The following is a 21,166-nucleotide window of genomic DNA, read 5'->3' as shown; positions in this document are numbered from 1 at the left end:
TCCGGCAGGGACTTAAGTCCCTGCCTCAAAGCGAAAGTCCTCTAAAGAGGACTGATTGATAAGTTTTTTAGTTTTATGCGAAAGTCGTTGGTTGACAACTAATAAGTTCTTTAGATTTTCCCAGAAAACCAAGTCTCGGTTACGCAGGATGCCTACCCCACAGAAATTATTAGAGATATTTTTTTTAGTCTTCTTTAGAGGACTTTCGCTATGAGGCAGGGGTTTGAACCCCTGCCGGAGTGTGGGTGCAACCAGAAGTTAACTGCGAGTTTAACACAATTTGTGACACCAATCCCACTGAAATTACCCTAAAGTTTTTTGAGCGTCACAAATCATTAATAATTGCTATATTATAAACATACATTAATTTTCCGACTAGCTTTATGATTGATTGGCTTTTGCTGTGGGGAGTAACGCAAGGAGTCGGCATTCTCGTCCAACCCATCTTAGAAGAGTTGGCAATAGACGGCGCGAAGGATTTAGTAAAATATTTTTTTAAAGATTCCCTAAAAAACGTCTTATTTGGCGAAAAAGACCCCCGACAAGTCGCAGCGGGTAAAGCGCTGAAAAAGTTTTTGGAGTTAGTGCAACAGCAGTTGAAAATCAGCGGACTTTCCCCAGAACAGATTAAGCTGTATATTAAAGATGTTAAAAAGTTTATCGGCAACAAGTCAGTTAAGGAAATTTTGGGCAAGGCCTTTGAGAGCGATCGCGAATCCCTCGATGCAGAACTTCTCGAACAAACCTGGACTCAACTAGATTTAGCTGCTTTGCCGGCCAGATTTAAGTGGCAAACCATCGCCAATCAGTATCTCGCCGAAGTTCAAGAAATTCTTTTTGACTCAAAAGACTTGCGGGATATCTTGAATGCCCAAAATCTGGATAGCATTCAGAAAAACACTCAAGAAATTGCTGGGATAATCCCCGATTTTGACTTGAGGCAATATCAAGAGGCTTTGTGCGAACGTTACAGCAATCTGGATTTAAGCAGCGTCGATAGCAATACCTACGATTATCGGGAAAAGCTGAAAGTTTGGCAAATCTTTATTTTCCAAGATGTGCGCTTAATTTACGAGTCTTTTCTGCCCCAAGCTTACGAAATTCCCAAGGAACATCAACGGCGGTTGGAAGATAGCGATCGACTAGAGCAGATCGCACTTGAAAATTTAGATAAATATCGACGCGGTTATTTTTCACAGGCGATCGTATCCGTGTTAGATGTCATCAACGATAAGTCAAATTATCCCTACATAGTGATTTTAGGCGATCCGGGTTCGGGCAAATCTACTCTGTTACAATATTTAGCATTAACCTGGGCGCGATCGCCCTTAAATAGCGTAACATCTCTCCCGATTCCCCTGTTGATAGAATTGCGGATTTACATTCGCAACCTGGAATCAGGACATTGCCATAACTTCCTGGAATTTTGCCATAAAAATTCCGGTTTTATTTGTGACTTGAATCAGCATCAATTGCACGAACAGCTTAAAGCAGGGGATGCTGTGGTGATGTTCGACGGGTTAGATGAAATCTTCGATTCGGGGAAACGAGAAGATGTAATTACCGCGATTCATCGGTTTACTAACGAGTATCCGCGCGTGCGAGTCATTGTCACTTCTCGGATTATTGGTTACAAACCTCAACGGTTGCAAGATGCGGAGTTCCATCACTTTATCCTCCAAGACTTGAATCCCGCACAGATTCAGGATTTTGTGCACCGCTGGCACGAGTTGACGTTTACTGATGCTAGGGAAAAAGTCCGAATTAGTCAGCGTATGAAAAGAGCGCTAGAGTATTCATCAACAATTCAAGATTTAGCCGGAAATCCGTTATTGTTAACGATTATGGCGATTTTGAATCGCAGTCAAGAATTGCCGAGAGACAGGGCAGAACTTTACAATCAAGCTTCGCGGATATTGCTGTATCAATGGGATGTGGAAAGGTCATTAGTAGAGGATAGCAGGCTCGATCCAAAAACGATCGATGCGAAAGACAAGCAAGAAATGCTGCGGCGAGTTGCTTGGGAAATGCAAGCAGCACCTGAAGGCTTGACTGGCAATATTATTAGTGCCGAAGATTTGGAGGATATTCTGACAGCATATCTGAAGAATAAAGATTTTGACCAACCGAGAAACCGGGCGAAGTTAATCATCAATCAACTGCGAACCCGCAATTTTATTTTATGCTTTTTGGGTGCGGACAGTTACGGATTTATACACCGAACTTTCTTGGAATATTTCTGTGCGTCGCAAGTGGTGAATAGGGTTCAGGCTTTAGAACTATCGCTGGATGAGTTGAAAGCTGAAGTTTTTGGCCCGCACTGGGATGATGAATCTTGGCAGGAAGTTTTGTGTTTGATTGCGGGATTGATTGCTGGAAAGTTGACAGGGGAATTGATTGAGTTTTTGATTGAGCAAGATGGGGAAGCGCAAAAGTTTGCTAACCTATTTTTGGCGGCGAAGTGTTTGGATGAGGTGAGGGATAGAAAGGAGATTGCTGCCGTTGACAGTCAATTGCTGGAGCGATTGAAAAAGTTAACGAAATACGCTCTCAATTACTATTATCGACCTTATGGAGAAGAGGCAAGTCTAGTTGATAAAATTCGCACTCAAGCAGTAAGTGCGATCGGCTTTACTTGGCAAGATGACCCGGAAATTTTACTTTGGCTAAAACAATTAGCTCAATCTGATGATTATTCAGATGTGCTAAAAGCAGCCGTCCAAAAATTTGTACGGGGGTACAAGAACAAATCAGAAACCTTAACTTGGCTCAAACAACAGGCTCAATTTGCTAATGATTTAGGTGTGCGAGAAACAGCCGTTCAAGAATTAGCACGGGGCTGGAAAGATGACCCAGAAACCTTGCCTTGGCTCAAACAACGGACTCAATTTGACGATAGTGATGGTAGTCCGTTTGTAAGACAAGCAGCAGTCCAAGAAATAGCACATGGGTGGAAAGATGACCCAACAACTTTATCTGTAATCAAACAAATAGCTCAATCTAGTGATGATTTGGAGGTGCGAGAAACAGCAGTCCAAGAATTAGCCCGGGGGTGGAAGGATGACCCCGAAACCTTACATTGGCTCAAACAATATGCTCAATGTGATAAGAGTCATCATGTGCAAGAAACAGCAGTCCAAGAATTAGCACTGGGGTGGAAATACGATCCAGAAACCTTACCTTGGCTCAAGAAATGTGCTCAATGTGATAAGAATCATCATGTGCGACAAGCAGCACTTCAAGAATTATCACGGGGGTGGAAAGATGACCCAGAAGTCTTACCTATAATCAAACAAATAGCCAAATTTGATGATAATTTGTTTCTACGACAAGCAGCAGTTCAAGAATTAGCTAGGGGGTGGAAGGATGACCCCGAAACCTTACCTCTTCTCAAAAAAAGTGCTCAATCTGATGATTTTTGGGTTGTGCGACAAGCAGTCCAAGAATTAGCACGGTGGTGGAAAGATGACCCCGAAACCTTACCTATCCTCAAACAATGCGCTCAATCTGATAATAATCAGTTCCTGCAAAGAGCAGCAATCCAAGAAATAGCACGGGGGTGGAAAGATGACCCCGAAACCCTACCTTGGCTCAAACAACTTGCTCAATCTGATAATAATTCGTTTGTGCGAGATGCAGCAATCGAAGAATTATCACAGGGGTGGAAAAATGACAATAAAATATTTGAATTATTGTGCGATTTTGCTATAAATGATCCTTTTGAAGGCAATTCGCACATTCAAATTAACCCGCGAAAAACAGCACTTAAAATCATGGTTAAACAATACCTCGATCGCCCAAAAACATTAGAAATACTTCGCGATCGATTTGTCAACGATCCAGATGAAAAAGTCCGCAACTTTGCCGAGAAACAATTGGCAAAACTAGACAAGCTGTGATATAAACAAAAAAAGGAGAAACAAGTTATGACCGTAGCCACTAAAATCCCCCAAGCTTATGCAGAAATAGTTGAGTTTTTTGCTGCTGGTGCTACTCCCGAAAGCATTGTCAACTTTCAACTATCCGAAGAAGCAAAAGAGCATATCGCCGACCTAATTTACGCACACAACAACCAAGATTTAAACACCGATGAAAAAACAGAATTAGACAATTTTCTGGTAATAGAACATCTGTTGACTCTCATCAAAGCAGTCGCTCACAAACACGTCGTCAAAGAGTAAGTTTTTTATGCCTCGTCCTTACATTAGCGTCGAACTTAGGCGTTTAGTTGCTCTCCGTGCCGATCGCATTTGCGAATACTGCCTCATTGCAGAGACAAACAGAGCATCAGGCTGTCAAGTTGACCACATCATCAGCGTCAAACATGGTGGAGAAACAACAGCCGATAACCTCGCCTATGCTTGTATTTTCTGCAACCTCCAGAAAGGAACAGATTTAGGATCGATTGTTTGGCGCACTGGAGAATTGGTGCGTTTTTTCAACCCGCGCCGAGATTCTTGGGGAGAACATTTTAGCTTAAATGAAGCTGCAATTCAACCAAGAACAGATATTGGAGAAGTGACAGCGCGAATCCTAGAATTTAATCATAATGAGCGGATTAAAGAGCGACAAATTTTGATAGAAGTTGGTGCTTATCCGTCACCAGTCGCGCAACAACGAATGATTCAGTAAATCAAGAAATATCACCCAATAATAGTATAATTAAGATCGGATAGTTCTCGGAGACAACCACTATGCAAGTCACAACCGAACAAATTATTTATCCATCCAGCGACGGTCAACCAATGGCAGAAAGCACAATTCAATACAAATTAATTGTCAAAATCAAAGAAGGTTGCGAATCGCTGTTCAAAAATGATCCAAACGTCTTTATAGCAGCCGATTTACTGTGGTATCCAGTTGAAGGTAGACCAGACATTTCTCAGGCACCGGATACGATGGTAATATTTGGTAGACCCAAGGGCGAGCGGCCTTCCTATATGCAATTTCTCGAAGATAATATTGCTCCCCAAGTCGTATTTGAGATTCGCTCTCATAACGATCGCCAAACTAAAATGAATAAAAAACTTTCATTTTATCAGCGTCATGGAGTTGAGGAATATTACCTTTACGATCCCGAAAGAAATGAGTTGGAAGGTTGGCAAAGAATTGAAGGAAATTTAGAAGTAATTGAGCCGATGGAGGGATGGATCAGTCCTAGATTGGGAGTACGATTTGAGTTGGGTGAAGATGGGTTAGAAATTTATCGACCAGATGGACAAAGGTTTCTTTCTTATGCAGAATTGGAGGAACAGGGGGAATTAAACCGCCAGCGTGCAGAACAAGCAGTTCAAAGAGCTGAACAAGAATCTCAAAAAGCTGAACGTTTAGCAGCAAAACTGCGCGAATTGAACATCGATCCTGACACCATTTAAGCCACAAATTGTTTAATTTAGGACTTACTCACCAACACCACAGAAACCGGGTTTTTATCGTTTCCGCGCGCTATAACGAATTATTACGTCAAAAAACCCGGTTTCTGACTACCCGTGCATAAGTCCCGCAACCGTCCAAACATCGCTCTTCCACCCCCGAAAACCGCTCAGAAGTGTTAACTTGGTAGTTAGTTGTGTCGATCGCACATAAAAACAAATGCCTGAACTACAAACCCAGACCCACCCAGACCTCGACCTGCAAGACACCTCAAAACCCGTCATCCTCGGTCTCAAAGACGTAACCAAAGTCTACGGCATCGGCGACTTGGAAGTACGCGCCCTCAACGGGATCAGCTTGACGGTAACGCAAGGAGAGTATTGCTCAATTATGGGCGCATCCGGTTCGGGCAAATCTACAGCTATGAATATTATCGGTTGTCTCGATCGACCTACGAGCGGCAGTTACTACCTAGACGGCGTAGATGTCGCCCAAATGCCCGAATCAGAATTAGCCGGAATTCGCAACTTAAAATTAGGTTTTGTCTTCCAACAATTTCACCTGCTACCTCAACTAACAGCATTAGAAAATGTCATGTTACCGATGGTTTATGCCGGAATTCCCGCAGCAGAAAGACGCGAACGCGCAGTGGAAGCTTTAACCAAAGTAGGGCTGGAAAGTCGGCTGCAAAATAAACCGAATCAACTATCAGGAGGACAGCAGCAGCGAGTTGCGATCGCCCGCGCAATTGTCAATCGTCCTGTATTATTACTTGCAGATGAACCAACGGGCGCATTGGATACGAAAACTACTCAAGAAGTAATGGATATTTTTACAGAATTTAATGAAGCCGGGATGACGGTTGTGATGGTAACTCACGAACCGGAAGTAGCCCGTCAAACTCGCCGCGTTGTCTGGTTCCGCGACGGTCAAGTTATTCATAATAATATGAATCCGGCAGAACTTTCGCACGCGGTATTTTAATCTATTTTTCTGTTAGTTGTTTGTTATTAGTTATAAAAATGGTTTGTAGTGAGGACTTTACTCCTGACCTTCTATGCGGACTAAAGTCCTCACTACAAACATCTTTTTTTGCATTAGTCCTGTGCTACCAATAACTAATAACTAATAACCAATAACAACTAACTAATTAAAAGCACTCGGAAAAGTGGCCCAAACTCGATCGACAAAATCTCTAAGTTGCCGAGAGGCGATCGTGCTATCCTTCCGATCGGAGTCCAGAGACTGCAACTGAGTCAACAGCGAAATCACCTCCGTATCCAGCGCCGCCCGAAACAAACTCAGCGGCCACAGCAAATCAGAACCATCTCGCAAATCCGATAAAGTGTATTCTTCCGGCCACCCTTGGGGGAAATCCTTCCCCGAAACCAATCCAACCAACATCAAAGGGCGCACCCAACAAATTTGACGTGCTTCAACCACTTGAATTACCTCTGAATGGAGGCACGCATCTCCACATTCCAAACTGACAATTTGACCAGGCTTAAAGTTCAAAGCGCCATCCATTAATGCTGACTCTTAATACAGACATAACCTAGCAAAATAAGTGCTACAACTCTCAACAGCACCAAAAAATATTATATCATAATTACCTCTTCTTCCTTCTTCCTTCTTCCTTCTTCCTTCTTATCAACTGTCATCAAGAGTTTTAAGAGCCATTTGGAGTTGGGCCGTCAACAATTTTGCTTCTTTTTTACCACTACCACCATTAGCATAATCCGCCACCAAAATCGGAGCACCGATCGCAATTTTGACATGAGAACGCCATCGAGGAATACGCGGGCGATAGCGAATACTCATCGGTACAATTTTCACCCCCAAACCAGGGGTGCTCAACTCCGCTTGCAGGGCCAAACGAGCCAATCCAGCCTTGAGAGGGTGAACTTCACCATCTTGAAAAATGCCACCTTCAGGAAAAATCACCAACATTTGCTTGTCGAGAAGCAACTCCACGCCGTAACGAAGACTGCTAACTGCTGGATGCTTGATATCGACAGGAAAACCTCCCAAATGTCTGATAAACCAACCTTGCACTCCTTTGACTTCATCAGCAGTTACCATAAACCGCAAATCGCGTCCAGTCACCTTCTGTCCCGTTGAATAGGGCATCATCAGCGCATCCCACCGGGAGCGATGTGTCGGGGCTAAGATCACAGGCCCGTCTTTCGGCAAGTGTTCCTGTCCGGTTATCTCAATCTTGCCAAAATAAAACGGTAGGACAATATAGTGACCTAGCGGATAGAACAAGGAGGTTAACCAAGGAGAAACGCGAGAGGTATTATATGCTACCTTGGCAGGCATTGGCTTCACTAGAGATGATTTACTGGACTCAATGGCGATCGTGGCAGTATGGCGCATGGCAATTACCCTGCTTTATCGATATATAGAGTCTAAAGATATGTTGCTTGGCAAACCTTTAGTTTTTCGATGGGGACACTTTTGCTATTGGCCTTTTGCCGATCGCCCGATCGCACCCAAAACAGATAATCTGTAACAGGTAAAACACGATCGCACCCGACACCACTACCGCACAGCCGTCAAGGGATTTGAGATTTGAGATTTGAGATTTATGCCACAGATGAATCTGGGAATTTGAGCTTTGGTCTAAAATCTGGAGTGCACCGCGACGAGTGCCGGCAAGCAAGTATCCGTTTTTAGGCGGGGTCAACCGCCGAGAAAGCTCGATCGGGCAATTCCTATTATTTCAGTTAAAGAGCCAAATTCGATTAAACATCGGCTGTGGGAGAGTAAAAAAGTTTACCTGTTAAATTTGCCGGCGGGCTTCAAACCAAGCAAGCAACTGATCTCGACAAACAGACTCCATAATACCGCCGAGCACCTGTAAGCGGTGACACGAAGGCGCGCTATCTGGAAGATTAGCCACCGTCCGAATTGTGCCAGTTTTCGGGTCATCTGCTCCGTATACCAGTAGACCTATCCGAGCTTGTACGATCGCGCCAGCGCACATCGGGCAAGGCTCCAGCGTCACGTAAAGCGTGCATTGATTGAGATGCCAGTCTTGCAAAACCTTGCCCGCCGCCCGCAGCGCCAAGACTTCAGCATGAGCAGTCGGATCGCAGTCTCGCTCTCGCCGATTTTGGGCGATTGCTATCAATTTGCCAGTACCGTCAACAATCACAGCACCTACGGGAACTTCACCCGCATCACCCGCTGCTTGTGCCAGTTCCACAGCCCTAGCCATCCAGCGTTTGTGAATAGCATAATTAGAATCACCAATAGACAACGGCTCTGTTTCCAAATTCACGGTATACCTACGCAATTGAAAACCCTTAATATAGTCTTACTTATCCACTTGCTGTGGATAGAATTAAGTGCGATCGCCAATAAAACAAGTTTTTTACCGAATTCATGGCATACTTACCTAGCTAAAAACACTTAAGATCGAGAAATAAAGTTACACTACAGCCCCATCCAGAGTAATTTTGAATTATGGACACCACCCTGATTAGCACTGAAGTTGTTGAGCTGTTGTCCCGGATTAGCCGCCAAAAGCTCCGCGAACAAGATATCACTCCTTTGGTAGTGTTTCTGACTGCTCTGATTTCCATCCTGCGGGGAGTGATGATTATCGACAGGACGATCGCAGTTGAAGAAGAAGAACGGCTGCAAAAGACTCTCAAAGCCTTTGCCAGCGGCGATCCACATCGAATAGAACTAATTCAGCGCCTTGTCAAAGGAGTCTCCAAACAGCAGGTTTACTTCAACCCCACAGAATTGCTAACCCTGACAGCTTTCTTCTCAGAATCAGAAAAGCTGTTGCTCATCGGTTCCGGCTACGAAATGTCAGCGGTAGACGGACACATCGATTTGAGAGAGCAAATGTACTTACAGTCGATCGGCAATCGGCTCGGCCTCGACTCCAGACACATTGCAGTGGTAGACACTTTATTTACCAAAGAAGGAACCCTCAACCAAGAAGACTTTGCCGAAGTTAAAGCTTTACTAGCTCCCAGCGAATTTGAGTCCCGCGATCCGGTATTTGCCAAAGCAGCAAAACACCTGCTGTCTCTGTTAACGCGCAAATAATGCAACGCAAATTATTTGCTGCGTCAAAATTTGAGACTGTTGGGATGGGAGACGGGAATTGCGCGCTCTTGTATTAAAAACCGGGTTGTTTAACCAGCAACAAGAGCGCTTCACAGTTGATTTGGGGAAGTCGGTTTGGGCCACGAGTCCCGCTTAATTTTTTTTCCCAAGAGTCGATCGACCTTCGTATCCCATTGAACCGAATCCGTCTAAAATCTAAAAGCGAATTATTCGTGTCTCGATCGCCCCAGCTCGCTCTCAAATCTCAAATTAAGCCCCGCATCAAGGGGTACTCTGCCCGCGACGCTGTTGATTGAGTGAGTGAACGAGTGCCCAAATTTAGACCAAAGTTCCTACTCAGGTAATTCAATTGCCGAGTAAATCTAAAATCTAAAATCTAAAATCTAAAATCGACTGATTGATTATGCAAATTGAATGGCAAACCGCCAAAACCTACGAAGACATTCTCTATCACAAAAGTGGCGGCACCGCCAAAATTACCATCAATCGACCTCACAAACGAAACGCTTTCCGTCCCCAAACAGTACAGGAATTGTGCGATGCCTTTACTGATGCCCGCGAAGACACAAAAATCGGCGTTGTCCTCTTCACCGGTGCGGGGCCGCATACAGACGGCAAATACGCCTTTTGTGCCGGGGGCGACCAAAGCGTGCGAGGTTCTGCGGGATATGTAGACGAAGGTGGCATACCCCGGTTGAACGTGCTCGACTTGCAGAAGTTGATTCGATCGATGCCCAAAGTTGTGATTGCTTTAGTTGCAGGATATGCGATCGGCGGCGGTCACGTTTTACACTTAATTTGCGACTTGACGATCGCTGCTGACAATGCTATTTTCGGACAAACCGGGCCCAAAGTTGGCAGTTTCGACGGCGGTTTCGGGGCCAGCTATCTCGCCAGAGTTGTCGGTCAGAAAAAAGCCCGAGAAATTTGGTTTTTGTGCCGTCAGTACAGCGCCCAGCAAGCTCTAGAAATGGGTTTAGTCAACTGCGTCGTACCCGTCCAACAACTCGAACTTGAAGGGATGCAGTGGGCTCGGGAAATTCTTTCAAAAAGTCCGATCGCGATCCGCTGTTTAAAATCGGCTTTTAATGCCGACTGCGACGGTCAAGCCGGTCTGCAAGAACTGGCGGGAAACGCGACATTGCTGTACTATATGACCCAGGAAGGCGCCGAAGGCAAACAAGCCTTTTTGGAAAAACGGGAACCGGATTTTAGTCAATATCCTTGGCTGCCCTAGCTCGATCGAGAAATGAGTTTTGGGATTCCCTCATTCAAGTTACAGATACTATTGATTGCTGTGAGTAGAATGACCCGAGTTTAGTCGATCGTCCAAAAGTGTCAGTATGGATATTAGTTCCCAAAAAGAATGAAACTGCTTTGCCAGATCCAAACCATAATAGTTATCAGTGATTCCCCAATCGCCAATCGAAAATGAGACAATCTGTCCTGCTGCGGACGGACTAAACCGAGACTGCTGCCGATTTTTCGGTTAATGTTGTGCCTGTCAACTGGCAGGCATTACGCTCAGAAACAATAACAGCAGTCTCATCCAGACTCACAGTCTGTTCTTGCCACAGTTCAATTTCTGTGATGTTTTCCCAAGATGGCCCAAAAGGTGAAACCGCCAAAGAACAAGCATTCCACTGACTTTGCACCGGCACGCTCAGCAGAGCGCAAATTCCTCCGCGTCTCCCCTCAGGGGTATAGTGGCGGCAGTGACGACAAGCAGAAGTTAATGGCGTTTTCATAAAAGTGTTGACGGAAATCAGTTTCATCTCTAATTCTCCAGTGTAGAGCTAGGAGGTTTAAGAGCATCACAGCCCTTATCCTGTCTGGGTTATAGCGATCCCCGAAGCATAATTTACCTTAATGATTTATTTATAATCTTGTTATATATAGAAACAATCACCTAAGTCTTTCCTCATTTTGTAGCGAAAAAGACAGCTTAAAAGTTTATAAAAGGTCAGGGATCAAGCAAAAGAACAAATACGGAACGACTATGAGATATTTTAAATAAACGGTTGCTGCCGGTGCCAAAATCTGCTGAGAGTCGGGCAAGCAGCCTCCGGGACACAGCAAGAATTAAGTTTTCAGTTGACAGATGAGGGCGACTTCTACCTGGAAGGAAGAGGATTATAGTAATGAATCGTCTTCTTTTAATTTATCAAGGGCGATCGGGGTTCCGGCTTTAAACCAATTCTTTCTGGTCAACAGAGAAAATGGCGATCGACACTTGGGGCCCAAAGGCAGCAGTTGCCTTGACACCAAAAGCAGCTAATCCTAGAATAGGCAAGTTTTAACAGACTCGCCGGGAATTCCCCATCAAGAGTGCAGTGGAGGAACAGCGCAGCGTCTTCCGCAACCCAGAAGGTTGGGGATGAAAGGCAGGTGGATGCAGCGCAGCGGAGTCCACAAACTACCGACAAAGCAACAAACAGAAGATTTATTTACTACTCTCCTATTTTTGTAGTAAGATACTGGAATGATGAAAGCAGTCAAGGTCAGAATTTATCCATCCGACGAGCAGAAAGAAGCGTTGTCAAAAGCGTTTGGCTGTGCTCGTTGGTTTTGGAATAACTCACTGGCCCAGACTAATCGGCTCTATCAAGAAACCGGGAAAGGCTTATCTCAGCAAGGAATGAATGACCGCCTACCAGGGCTAAAAAAAGAGTTTGAATGGTTGGCTGAACCTTATAGCCAGGTGCTTCAATCGGTCTCATTGAACCTGTCGAGGGCTTTTATCAACTTCTTTGAAGGTCGGGCAAAATTCCCTAATTTCAAATCTAAGTTTGACAAGCAATCGATTCAGTATCCCCAAAACGTCAAGATTACCGATGAAGGCTTAAAACTGCCTAAGTTGGGTGTGATTCCCGCCAAAATTCATCGTATTCTTGATGGCAAGCTAAAAACTGTCACCGTCTCTATGACACCAGCGGGCAAGTATTTTGCCTCATTGCTGTTTGACGATGAGGTGCCAGAACTGGCTAAATCCAGTGACGGCAATGCGGTAGGGATTGATTTGGGCTTGACTCACTTTGCTATCACGTCAGATGGATCAAAGTTTGACAATCCGAGGGTGTTGAAAAAGCGGGCAAAGAACCTGAAGCGCAAGCAACAAAAGCTATCACGTAAAGTTAAAGGCTCAAATACGCCAAAGAAGGCGAAACGCATTGTGGCGAGAGTCCACGAGCGGATTGCTAACACCCGAAAAGACTTTCTGCATAAGCTCTCACGCAAAATGGTGAACGAGAACCAAGTCATCTGCGTCGAGAATTTGGCAGTGAAGAATATGGTGAAAAATCACAACCTAGCTAAAGCAATTAGTGATGCTAGTTGGAGTGAATTCACCCGAATGCTTGAATATAAAGCAAGAGAGGAAGGGAAGTGCTACGTTGAAGTAGATCGTTTCTTCCCATCCTCAAAGACTTGCTCAGTCTGTCTCAATCGAGTTGGTAATTTGGCGTTGAATGTGCGGTCATGGCAGTGTCAAAGCTGCGAAACAAAGCATGACCGGGATGTAAACGCAGCGGTCAATATTCGAGATGAAGGGCTACGTATTTTAGCGTTAGGAACTAGCGCTACTGCCAAGGTCGGGAAGGTAAGTCCAAGGTCCCGAAGGCGTAAGTCATCCGTTTCTAAGGCGCTACCCGTCGAAGTTGGAAGCTCCGCTCAGGGCGACCGAAGCGCTGAGGGCGCCTAGGAAGTAGGGCGGGGTAGTTCACAGCTTCTTGTTTATCTTTAGAATCAAAACATTAAAATCAATTCAGAGGCGGTAGGAGTTTTGCTAATGAGTAAGCGTTCTTCAGTGGAATCCCCAAGTCAATCCTCATCAACCCCAATCAAACCTGCTTTGCAAGCAGTCCTGGGGTGTTTGGATGTCAACCTAGAAGCAGAACTGACAACATACAGAAGACACAGGCGACGCGCCGAACAGTGGGTGTCGCCATCAGTTCGCAGCGGCCAGCCAACAGCCACAACCGAGCCACAAAAAAGCCAAAACCTGCCGCCGCAGGCTGCGGAGGAAACCCAGCAACCGCTGTCGCTGCCCCTATCCCTTGCCGGCGTCCAGGGCGATTCCCCCCTAGCAACTAGCCTGGGGGGGACAAAAATATCTAGCAGTACCTTCGCACCCAACAATTATCTCGAATCTAGCGAAAAACTGATCGAAAGTTTGGACGCAGCAAAAGCTGAGCCTGCGGAAGAACGCAGTTTGGCGGCGAGTCTGTTAACTCCCTTGGGACTGAGTTCGATGTTGCTGTTTCTGTTGTCGTGCACAGCTTTGGGTTACGCAGTGATGCACCCGTCAAGTCTGGTTAAAATGGCAGGGCTGAACCGTTTTCTCGATCGCCCAACCCCCTCTAGCAACGAAAATCCGCCAGCTACAACCATAGATACCAGCAGCAAGGAACTGCCGAAAGCTCCAAATCTGGCATCCAAAGAATTTCCCGAGGTACGTTTGGACACTCTCAGCAACCTCAACCCGACAGCCAGCCCCATAGCTTCCCCGTCGCCCAAAGCATCAATCCCTCCCAATCCGCCAGCACCTCCTGCCCCCATCGGCGCTGTCCCGATTCCGACAGAAGACGGAAACCCCGCCAGAGGTAGGGAACAAGGGCTCAACAATATTAGTGCCGCTTTGCTTCCCAGTCCCAGCCCCAGTGCCACCCAGACAGTCCCGACACTACCGACACTGCCTCCCACGCCCTCCTCAGCCCAGCCCGCCGCCGCCCCGGCGACAGCAGCCCCGGCCGCAGCAGCCCCGATCGCAGCAGCCCCGATCGCAGCAGCCCCGCTAGGAAGGCCGACACGGGCTAGCGACGGTTTTTATTACGTTGTCACCGATTACACCGATGAAAAAGCGCTGCAACAAGCCAGAACCGCAGTTCCAGATGCCTACGTGCGGAACTTCTCAAAGGGTGTCAAAATTCAAATGGGGGCTTTGAACGATGCTGCCTCAGCAGAACGTTTGGCAAAAGAACTCCAAGCAAAAGGAGTGAAGCCGCAATACTATCAGCCCTAAACTCGGCAAACGATCGAAAAAATTAAGTAAATAGTTAGACAAAGCCAGAGGATGATGAATGTTTTGTCTAACACAAAATTTTCTTTACTCAGACAAGTTCCTAGACAGAATGCAACTCTAGACGCCCGCTCCAAACCTTGCGCTGACGAGTAAATCGATTTTAGATTTTAAATTTTAAATTTGAGATTTGCTGGCAGCGCAGTGAATCTGGGATATTGAACTCTTAGTCTACAATTTGGGAATCGACCCTGACGCTAGCGTTGGGGGCTTGTACCTATTTTGGGGCGGGTCATATCATCTCCGGTCGATTACCATAACAAAAACGGTTTGTAGTGTGGACTTCAGTCCGCAAAAAGCTGCGGACTAAAGTCCGCACTACGAACTAATCTTACTGCGGTTAATCGATCGGACACAAGATCGATCAAAAATCGCAAATAATATTAATTTCCAGTCCTAAATCTAAAATTTCAGAAAATCGGGAGATGGGTAAAATGGGATTATTCGATCGCCTGTGGCGAGTGATTCGAGCCAATATTAACAGTTTGGTCGGGGCGGCCGAAGATCCAGAAAAAATTCTGGAACAAGCTGTAATGGATATGCAGGAAGATTTAATCCAGCTCAGACAGGCTGTAGCAGGAGCGATTGCCGCTCAAAAACGCACCGAACGCCAGTGTTCTCAAGCTGAGTCCACAGCCGCAGAATGGTACCAGCGGGCGCAGCTAGCTTTGCAAAAAGGCGAGGAACATTTGGCGCGGGAAGCCCTGACGCGCAAAAAATCCTATCAAGAAACGGCAACGGCGATGAAAGCCAGTCTCGGACAGCAAAATGCTGTGGTGGCTCAATTGAAAGAAAATATGCGATCGCTCGAAAGTAAAATTTCTGAGGCAAAATCAAAAAAAGATATGTACATTGCCCGAGCTCGATCGGCCAAAGCCTCGGAAAGACTGCAAGAAATGATGGGAAATCTCAGTACCGGTAGTGCTTTGAGCGCCTTTGAAAAAATGGAAGAGAAAGTTATGCAGCTAGAAGCTCGCTCCGAAGCCATCGCAGAACTTGGAACAAACGATTTAGAAAAAAAGTTTCTCTCTCTCGAAGCTGCGGGCGATGTCGATGCTGAGTTGGCGGCGATGAAAACACAAATGCTTCCGGGCAAGAATACACCCAAATTGCCGTCGGGCGAGCCTCCCACATCCTGAACCCCAGTCAACAGAGCAATAGTTGGGACGAGGAGAAACTTCTCAGCAGGGCTGCACGAGAATAGCCCATCAGCGTGTTGGGGAATTCCCAGATCGAAGTTAAACTCAATAGATAGGTGCATCAATTAGCTTGGCTGCACCACTGACTCGATCGCTTTAAACTGTATTTATATGTTTGCAAAATTGCCTCATGCTCGATCGCACTAAAAATCTGACCAACTGAGTCTCACCATCGCGGGCTAACGCCATCAAGCCTGCTTTGGGCCTACCGAAGTACACCTCACCCAGGAAAAATAGCATTATGGGATTATTTGACCGCATTAGCCGAGTCGTCAGAGCCAATCTTAACGATATGGTCAACAAAGCTGAAGACCCGGAAAAGATTTTAGAACAATCCGTTACGGATATGCAGGAAGACTTGGTGCAGTTGCGTCAGGCCGTTGCCAGCGCGATCGCCACTCAAAAGCGCACCCAGACTCAGTACAATCAAGCTGAATCGCAGTCTAACCAGTGGCAGCAGCGCGCTCAGCTCGCCCTGCAAAAAGGAGACGAAACTTTGGCCCGGGAAGCGCTGGTGCGTAAAAAGTCTCACGCTGAAACGGCGGCTACACTCAAATCCAGTCTAGAACAGCAATCGGGTCAAGTGGAAAGCCTCAAACGCAACTTGATCGGTTTGGAGAGCAAGATTTCCGAAGCCAAGACGAAGAAGGATATGCTCAAGGCAAGGATTTCTGCTGCTAAGGCTCAGGAACAGCTCAACAATACCATTGGCTCTCTCAATACTGGCAGTTCAATGGCAGCTTTCGATCGCATGGAAGAAAAAGTTTTGCAGATAGAAGCCCGCGCGGGAGCTTCAGCAGAGCTGGCGGCCGGCGGGAGCAATTTAGAGGAACAGTTCCGCTTGCTCGAAAGCGGTGGCGATGTTGACGACGAGTTGGCTCAGATGAAAGCTCAACTGAGCGGAGGTTCTGTGTCTCAAGGTCAATTGCCGGCAGCGGGTAAAACTGCTGCGGCTCCTAGTAGCTCGGAGTCGAGTCCGGTGATTGACGCGGAGTTGGAAGAATTGCGATCGCAGCTCAATAAAATGTAGTAATTTCTCTCAAAATTCACCGATTTCTCAGATAACCCCGCCCAACAATGGGTACCAGCCCCCGACCCTCGTTTAGGGTCGAGTTCAAAATTTTAGACTAAGGTTCAAGCTCCCAAATTGCATGAGAGAGTAAATCTAAAATCTAAAATCTAAAATCCAAAATCTAAAATCGACTGATAACTTTGATAGAACGCTCCGCCTACCTACAGCGCTAGCTTGGGGAAGTCGGAGCTTTTTTATGGATTTTTTAGCAAATCACAAAAGATATTTTTTGTCAAGTATATTTATGTTGAATTTAATGACTTAAGTCTTAAACAAAAGTGATAAAGTTACTTTAATCTTTGTAATTGCGCCAGGAACCCCTGCTCGTAAGTGTAAATAACTATCAATTATTATTAATCAATGATGCCCCTGCCACATTCCAGAGGGTTTTGTAAAATCAAGTTTTTTAGCGCAATAGCACTTGGTTGTTCAATTACAGCTATTTGCTTCGCATCGTCAGCAGCTCAAAGTGTTGGCGAGCCGATCGTTGCTGGTGAATCAGGCGGGCGATCGCCTTTTGTTAATAACAATTTACAGTCTCAATTAAAACTTAATCGAGAAACAGCAGACGATCGCGATCGGCTTCCCGATTTATACTCAGGTTCAGAATTAGATAGAGACAGTAAAGAGCCTGAAACCGACATCCCGGAATTTGCCGCAGCAGCGCCAAGTCAGGAACCAGAAACTATCGCCGGATTGCCCAACCGAGGAGACAACCGACAAGAAATTCCCCTTCCCAATCCTGTACTGCCAAATCCGGCTCCCCTCCCAGAACCCCCGCCCCCAGCGCCCCTACCTCCGATAGAACAGCTTTTGCCACGAGTTCCCGGGCCAGCACAGTCCGAAGAATTGCCGAATATTCCGGGTACGATAACGGTCGATCGATTTGAAGTAGTTGGTAGCACCGTCTTTAGCAAACAAGAATTAGACGCTGCACTCAAAAACTTTGTAGGCCGCCCGCTGACTTTCCCCGAACTGCTAGAAGCTCGTTCTGCGGTGAGCCAACTCTACATCAGCAAAGGTTTTATCACTTCTGGTGCGCTGATTCCCCCACAAACCCTTGCGGGTGGAGTAGTGAGAATATTAGTGCTAGAAGGCAAGCTAGAAAGTATCAATGTAGTCGGTACTAGGCGGCTGAATTCTAACTACGTGAGACGGCGATTAGTCTTAGCCACCCGAGGCCCGCTGAACGAACAGCGGTTGCTGGAAGCTTTGCAACTGCTGCAACTTAGCGGCCAAGTTGCAAATATCTCAGCAGAATTGCAAGCTGGTTCTCGTCCGGGTTTTAATTTGCTCTTAGTCCGAGTCAAAGAAGCAAAAACTTTTCAAGCTGGGATTTTCACTGACAATTCTCGCTCTCCGAGTGTAGGGAGTTGGCGGCGCGGAGTCGAAGTCCGCGAGGCTAATTTGTCGGGTTTAGGAGATAACGCGAGTTTGATTTATACAAATACTCAAGGCAGCAACGCCGTTGATTTAACTTACACGCTGCCAGTCAATTCGCGCAACGGTACGCTAAGTTTTAATGCCAGCCGCAGCAAAAGCAATATTGTTGAGCAGCCCTTTGACGGGCTGGATATTGAGGCATCTAGCCGCACTTACGAGTTGACTTACCGCCAGCCGATCGTCCAAACTGCAAGAACAGAAATCGCGATCGGTATTGGTGCTGGCCGGCGAGAAAGCGATACATCTTTGCTGGGTGAGGGTTTTGGGCTGTCGCCCGGGGCTGATGCTCGCGGTAGAACTCGGGTTTCGGCGCTGAGCCTGTTTCAGGATTTTACTCAGCGGGGAGAGAGGGATGTTTTGGCGGCGCGATCGCAGTTCAATCTGGGAGTCTCAGCATTTGGCGCTACCGCCAGCAGCAGCGAGCCTGACGGTCAATTTTTGACGTGGCGGGGTCAATTGCAGTACGTGCGGTTGTTGGCTCCGCAGACGCTGCTGGTTGTGCGATCGCAGGTGCAGTTGGCTGGGGGCGAGCTTTTGCCGATCGAGCAATTTGGTTTGGGCGGCCCGGATACAGTGCGGGGCTACCGTCAGGATGCAATGCTTGCCGATAGCGGACTTTTTGCTTCCGCCGAGTTGCGGTATCCAATTTTGCGTACCGGCGACAAAAAAGGTATTTTGCAGGTGACGCCGTTTGTGGATGCTGGCAATGTTTGGAATCGCGGGGGAAGGGCGGCTCTGGAAACGAATACTTTGCTGTCAGCGGGATTGGGCCTGCGGTGGCAGTACGGCGAGAGGTGGAATGCTCGCTTGGGCTGGGGCATTCCTGTGATTGACATCAAGTCGAGCGACAGGAGTTGGCAAGAGCGCGGGCTGTATTTTTCGGTAGAATTCAAACCTTTTTAGGAAAACAGCCGTTCTGCCCTTAGCGGAACTGAGTAATTTAGCTATATAGTAATAAGTATCATTTGGCACTCATCTTTAGGTGCCAAGAGTGCATTTTACTGAAAAATTTTACATTAAACTATGTCTAAGGTGCGGTTGCTGCTTTTAAGTTCTTTTGCTTCGGGTTTTGGTTTTTGCTCAATCATTTTGGCGATGTTTACGATGATTTCCGCGCTGTCGTTTCCGTCTTTTTTTACCTTTGTTTTAACCTTAGTATTTTTTGGAATCAATATGGTGTTTACTTTGCATTATTACACATCGATTACCAAGCAGTTGAGTGTGAAAGATAAAAGGAAAGCTAGAATTTAGCCGTTGTGAAGCAGCAGCGGACAAAGGGATGGAGAGTTCTTGATAAAATTTGAAGGGAATCCAGAAAAACGCCTGTGGGTTAGGACAATTATCTAGCTGCTGTAGGTCATAATTATTGTAGGTCTAATTATTTAGGAGGTGCGATCGTGGTTATTGCTCAAACCAACCCCCCAAACCTTGCTTCAGATGCCGGGCGATCGAGGAAACCGCCGAAGAACGTCACGAATATTGTAACGGAGAGATTATTGCTATGCCCGGAGGTTCAGAAGTCCACAGCGCGATCGCCTGTAACTTGTTGATTTACTTGGGATTTTTGCTCAGAGACACCGATTTTCGCTTGTATAACAGCGATTTGCGGGTTTGGATTCCCGAATATAACTGCGGAACCTATACTGATTTGATGGTTGTCAATGGCGAACCGGAATTTAATGGATCTGGCACGGATGAAATTCTCAATCCTTTACTGATTGTCGAGGTTCTTTCCCCCTCTACAGAAGCCTACGATCGCGGTGAAAAGTTCCGAAAATATCGCTCTGTTCCTAGTTTCTGTGAATATCTGCTGGTCAGTCAAGCTGAACCATATATCGAACAATATCACAACCTCGATCGCCCGTCGGGCGATCGCTGGCAGTGGCAAGTGTACGATGGGGTTGAAGGGGCGATCGTCCTGCACAGCTTAAATATAGAACTGCCGATGGCTGAAGTCTACCGCCGGATTAGTCTTTAAGGGCGATCGGGATCGAACAGGTATTTTTTCTATCGCCATTTTTCGACACTTTGTTTAACTAGAAATATAAGTTTAGGAGAAAACAATGGTTACTCTCGTTCAAAACCCCACGGAAAACCCAACTGAAAATCAAGTTGAAAGCCCACCGGAGCAAAAAATCTGGACGGATGCCGAATTTATGGCACTCAACCGAGATGGACACCGCTACGAGATTGTAAATGGAGAACTAATTGATATGGGAAACTCGGGTGCAAAACACGGTTATGTTTGCAGTATCTTAATGATTTTGCTCGGTGGTTATGTCCACATTCAAAAGCTAGGCGCGATGTTCGATTCCAGCACTGCTTTTAAGATGAAATCAGGGAATAAGCGATCGCCCGATGTTTCTTTCATGGCAAAAGAACGCCTGCAAGGGCTAGACGATCTCCCCGAGGGCTTCCTAGAAGGTGCGCCGGATCTGGCTGTAGAAATCCTGTCACCTAGCAATACAGTCGAAGAAATTCACAACAAACTTGTAGAATATTTCGATAATGGCTCGCGTTTAGTTTGGGTGATTCATCCTAAAGAACAGTATGTGTTAGTGTATCGATCGGCCCAAGAACCCGATCGCCTGCTGAAGTCTGCGGACTCACTCGATGGCGAAGATATCGTCCCTGGCTTTACTCTGCCGGTTGCCGAGTTATTTCAAAAGCTTGATTTTTCATAAAAGGGCGATCGGTCTAAATAAGTTTTATTTTAGTTCTAATTATTTAGGAGGTGCGATCGTGGTCATTGCTTCAACCAACCCGCCAAACCTTGCTCCAGATACCACAACTCGCTGCACTCCAGATGAATATCGGGCGATCGAGGAAACCGCCGAAGAACGTCACGAATATTGTAACGGAGAGATTATTGCTATGCCCGGAGGTTCAGAAGTCCACAGCGCGATCGCCTGT

General features: G+C 46.2%; 20 protein-coding genes and 1 pseudogene. 15 read left to right on the top strand and 6 right to left on the bottom strand.

The window, feature by feature from the left end; translation table 11 throughout:
• Nucleotides 1–383: 383 nt before the first annotated feature.
• The 5 genes from JGK39_RS19680 to JGK39_RS19660 all read left to right on the top strand — a co-directional run bounded on the left by JGK39_RS19680 (nt 384) and on the right by JGK39_RS19660 (nt 6,357).
• A complete protein-coding gene (locus JGK39_RS19680; RefSeq protein ID WP_293297187.1) occupies nt 384–3,899 on the top strand; it encodes a HEAT repeat domain-containing protein in 3,516 nt (1,171 codons plus the stop codon).
• A gap of 27 nt (nt 3,900–3,926) precedes the next feature.
• Nucleotides 3,927–4,181, top strand: coding sequence for a hypothetical protein (locus JGK39_RS19675; RefSeq protein WP_293297184.1), 255 nt, complete (start codon nt 3,927–3,929; stop codon nt 4,179–4,181).
• A gap of 7 nt (nt 4,182–4,188) precedes the next feature.
• Nucleotides 4,189–4,632 (top strand): HNH endonuclease signature motif containing protein, encoded by a 444-nt coding sequence (locus JGK39_RS19670; protein WP_293297181.1) that lies wholly within the window; start codon nt 4,189–4,191, stop codon nt 4,630–4,632.
• Nucleotides 4,633–4,694: 62 nt separating this feature from the next.
• Nucleotides 4,695–5,375, top strand: coding sequence for a Uma2 family endonuclease (locus JGK39_RS19665; RefSeq protein WP_293297178.1), 681 nt, complete (start codon nt 4,695–4,697; stop codon nt 5,373–5,375).
• A gap of 217 nt (nt 5,376–5,592) precedes the next feature.
• The gene (locus tag JGK39_RS19660) at nt 5,593–6,357 is read left to right on the top strand and encodes an ABC transporter ATP-binding protein (protein ID WP_293260462.1); all 765 of its coding nucleotides are present in this window, start codon (nt 5,593–5,595) and stop codon (nt 6,355–6,357) included.
• A gap of 162 nt (nt 6,358–6,519) precedes the next feature.
• Here JGK39_RS19660 and JGK39_RS19655 read toward each other — a convergent pair whose 3' ends face one another.
• The 4 genes from JGK39_RS19655 to JGK39_RS19640 form a co-directional block, all read right to left on the bottom strand.
• Nucleotides 6,520–6,900, bottom strand: a complete 381-nt coding sequence (locus tag JGK39_RS19655; protein WP_293260459.1) for a hypothetical protein — start codon at nt 6,898–6,900, stop codon at nt 6,520–6,522.
• 123 nt (nt 6,901–7,023) lie between these two features.
• Entirely contained in the window at nt 7,024–7,752 is a 729-nt protein-coding gene (locus JGK39_RS19650) for a lysophospholipid acyltransferase family protein (RefSeq protein ID WP_293297175.1), read from the bottom strand.
• Between the two features lie 58 nt (nt 7,753–7,810).
• A complete protein-coding gene (locus JGK39_RS19645) occupies nt 7,811–8,062 on the bottom strand; it encodes a hypothetical protein (protein ID WP_293260453.1) in 252 nt (83 codons plus the stop codon).
• Nucleotides 8,063–8,158: 96 nt separating this feature from the next.
• Nucleotides 8,159–8,596: a nucleoside deaminase gene (locus tag JGK39_RS19640; RefSeq protein WP_293260471.1), complete on the bottom strand. Its 438-nt coding sequence runs from the start codon at nt 8,594–8,596 to the stop codon at nt 8,159–8,161.
• 248 nt (nt 8,597–8,844) lie between these two features.
• On the opposite strand from JGK39_RS19640, the gene JGK39_RS19635 reads away from it, so the two are divergent.
• Nucleotides 8,845–9,441, top strand: coding sequence for a TerB family tellurite resistance protein (locus JGK39_RS19635; protein WP_293260450.1), 597 nt, complete (start codon nt 8,845–8,847; stop codon nt 9,439–9,441).
• 424 nt (nt 9,442–9,865) lie between these two features.
• The gene (gene menB / locus JGK39_RS19630) at nt 9,866–10,699 is read left to right on the top strand and encodes a 1,4-dihydroxy-2-naphthoyl-CoA synthase (protein WP_293260447.1); all 834 of its coding nucleotides are present in this window, start codon (nt 9,866–9,868) and stop codon (nt 10,697–10,699) included.
• A gap of 223 nt (nt 10,700–10,922) precedes the next feature.
• Here the strand turns inward: menB and JGK39_RS19625 are convergent, their stop codons facing one another.
• Nucleotides 10,923–11,237 carry a hypothetical protein gene (locus JGK39_RS19625; protein WP_293260444.1) on the bottom strand — a complete coding sequence of 105 codons (315 nt, stop codon included), beginning with the start codon at nt 11,235–11,237 and terminating at the stop codon, nt 10,923–10,925.
• Between the two features lie 707 nt (nt 11,238–11,944).
• Here JGK39_RS19625 and JGK39_RS19620 point away from each other — a divergent pair.
• The 5 genes from JGK39_RS19620 to JGK39_RS19600 all read left to right on the top strand — a co-directional run bounded on the left by JGK39_RS19620 (nt 11,945) and on the right by JGK39_RS19600 (nt 19,156).
• A complete protein-coding gene (locus JGK39_RS19620) occupies nt 11,945–13,162 on the top strand; it encodes an RNA-guided endonuclease TnpB family protein (RefSeq protein ID WP_293260439.1) in 1,218 nt (405 codons plus the stop codon).
• Between the two features lie 87 nt (nt 13,163–13,249).
• Nucleotides 13,250–14,482, top strand: coding sequence for an SPOR domain-containing protein (locus JGK39_RS19615; protein ID WP_293260436.1), 1,233 nt, complete (start codon nt 13,250–13,252; stop codon nt 14,480–14,482).
• 491 nt (nt 14,483–14,973) lie between these two features.
• Nucleotides 14,974–15,678 carry a PspA/IM30 family protein gene (locus JGK39_RS19610; RefSeq protein ID WP_293260468.1) on the top strand — a complete coding sequence of 235 codons (705 nt, stop codon included), beginning with the start codon at nt 14,974–14,976 and terminating at the stop codon, nt 15,676–15,678.
• A 301-nt stretch (nt 15,679–15,979) separates the two neighbouring features.
• Entirely contained in the window at nt 15,980–16,768 is a 789-nt protein-coding gene (locus JGK39_RS19605; protein WP_293260433.1) for a PspA/IM30 family protein, read from the top strand.
• Nucleotides 16,769–17,170: 402 nt separating this feature from the next.
• Nucleotides 17,171–19,156, top strand: a complete 1,986-nt coding sequence (locus JGK39_RS19600; RefSeq protein ID WP_293260429.1) for a ShlB/FhaC/HecB family hemolysin secretion/activation protein — start codon at nt 17,171–17,173, stop codon at nt 19,154–19,156.
• 113 nt (nt 19,157–19,269) lie between these two features.
• Here JGK39_RS19600 and JGK39_RS19595 read toward each other — a convergent pair whose 3' ends face one another.
• Complete coding sequence (locus JGK39_RS19595) at nt 19,270–19,425, bottom strand: hypothetical protein (RefSeq protein WP_293260426.1); 156 nt, start codon at nt 19,423–19,425, stop codon at nt 19,270–19,272.
• Nucleotides 19,426–19,700: 275 nt separating this feature from the next.
• On the opposite strand from JGK39_RS19595, the gene JGK39_RS19590 reads away from it, so the two are divergent.
• The 3 genes and pseudogenes from JGK39_RS19590 to JGK39_RS19580 form a co-directional block, all read left to right on the top strand.
• A complete protein-coding gene (locus JGK39_RS19590; protein ID WP_366516001.1) occupies nt 19,701–20,231 on the top strand; it encodes a Uma2 family endonuclease in 531 nt (176 codons plus the stop codon).
• 85 nt (nt 20,232–20,316) lie between these two features.
• Nucleotides 20,317–20,937: a Uma2 family endonuclease gene (locus tag JGK39_RS19585; protein ID WP_293262945.1), complete on the top strand. Its 621-nt coding sequence runs from the start codon at nt 20,317–20,319 to the stop codon at nt 20,935–20,937.
• A pseudogene (locus JGK39_RS19580) lies at nt 20,924–21,166 on the top strand (Uma2 family endonuclease); the annotation flags it as partial. The gene JGK39_RS19585 and the pseudogene JGK39_RS19580, both read left to right, overlap by 14 nt.

It is taken from the genome of Microcoleus sp. PH2017_12_PCY_D_A (genome assembly GCF_020738565.1).
GTDB lineage: Bacteria > Cyanobacteriota > Cyanobacteriia > Cyanobacteriales > Microcoleaceae > Microcoleus.
This window is presented reverse-complemented; position numbering and strand designations above follow the sequence as displayed.

Coding starts and splice junctions, on each gene's coding strand:
- JGK39_RS19680 (WP_293297187.1), top strand. CDS start 384: ATGATTGATTGGCTTTTGCTGTGGGGAGTAACGCAAGGAGTCGGCATT.
- JGK39_RS19675 (WP_293297184.1), top strand. CDS start 3,927: ATGACCGTAGCCACTAAAATCCCCCAAGCTTATGCAGAAATAGTTGAG.
- JGK39_RS19670 (WP_293297181.1), top strand. CDS start 4,189: ATGCCTCGTCCTTACATTAGCGTCGAACTTAGGCGTTTAGTTGCTCTC.
- JGK39_RS19665 (WP_293297178.1), top strand. CDS start 4,695: ATGCAAGTCACAACCGAACAAATTATTTATCCATCCAGCGACGGTCAA.
- JGK39_RS19660 (WP_293260462.1), top strand. CDS start 5,593: ATGCCTGAACTACAAACCCAGACCCACCCAGACCTCGACCTGCAAGAC.
- JGK39_RS19655 (WP_293260459.1), bottom strand. CDS start 6,900: ATGGATGGCGCTTTGAACTTTAAGCCTGGTCAAATTGTCAGTTTGGAA.
- JGK39_RS19650 (WP_293297175.1), bottom strand. CDS start 7,752: ATGCGCCATACTGCCACGATCGCCATTGAGTCCAGTAAATCATCTCTA.
- JGK39_RS19640 (WP_293260471.1), bottom strand. CDS start 8,596: ATGGCTAGGGCTGTGGAACTGGCACAAGCAGCGGGTGATGCGGGTGAA.
- JGK39_RS19635 (WP_293260450.1), top strand. CDS start 8,845: ATGGACACCACCCTGATTAGCACTGAAGTTGTTGAGCTGTTGTCCCGG.
- menB (WP_293260447.1), top strand. CDS start 9,866: ATGCAAATTGAATGGCAAACCGCCAAAACCTACGAAGACATTCTCTAT.
- JGK39_RS19625 (WP_293260444.1), bottom strand. CDS start 11,237: ATGAAACTGATTTCCGTCAACACTTTTATGAAAACGCCATTAACTTCT.
- JGK39_RS19620 (WP_293260439.1), top strand. CDS start 11,945: ATGATGAAAGCAGTCAAGGTCAGAATTTATCCATCCGACGAGCAGAAA.
- JGK39_RS19615 (WP_293260436.1), top strand. CDS start 13,250: ATGAGTAAGCGTTCTTCAGTGGAATCCCCAAGTCAATCCTCATCAACC.
- JGK39_RS19610 (WP_293260468.1), top strand. CDS start 14,974: ATGGGATTATTCGATCGCCTGTGGCGAGTGATTCGAGCCAATATTAAC.
- JGK39_RS19605 (WP_293260433.1), top strand. CDS start 15,980: ATGGGATTATTTGACCGCATTAGCCGAGTCGTCAGAGCCAATCTTAAC.
- JGK39_RS19600 (WP_293260429.1), top strand. CDS start 17,171: ATGATGCCCCTGCCACATTCCAGAGGGTTTTGTAAAATCAAGTTTTTT.
- JGK39_RS19585 (WP_293262945.1), top strand. CDS start 20,317: ATGGTTACTCTCGTTCAAAACCCCACGGAAAACCCAACTGAAAATCAA.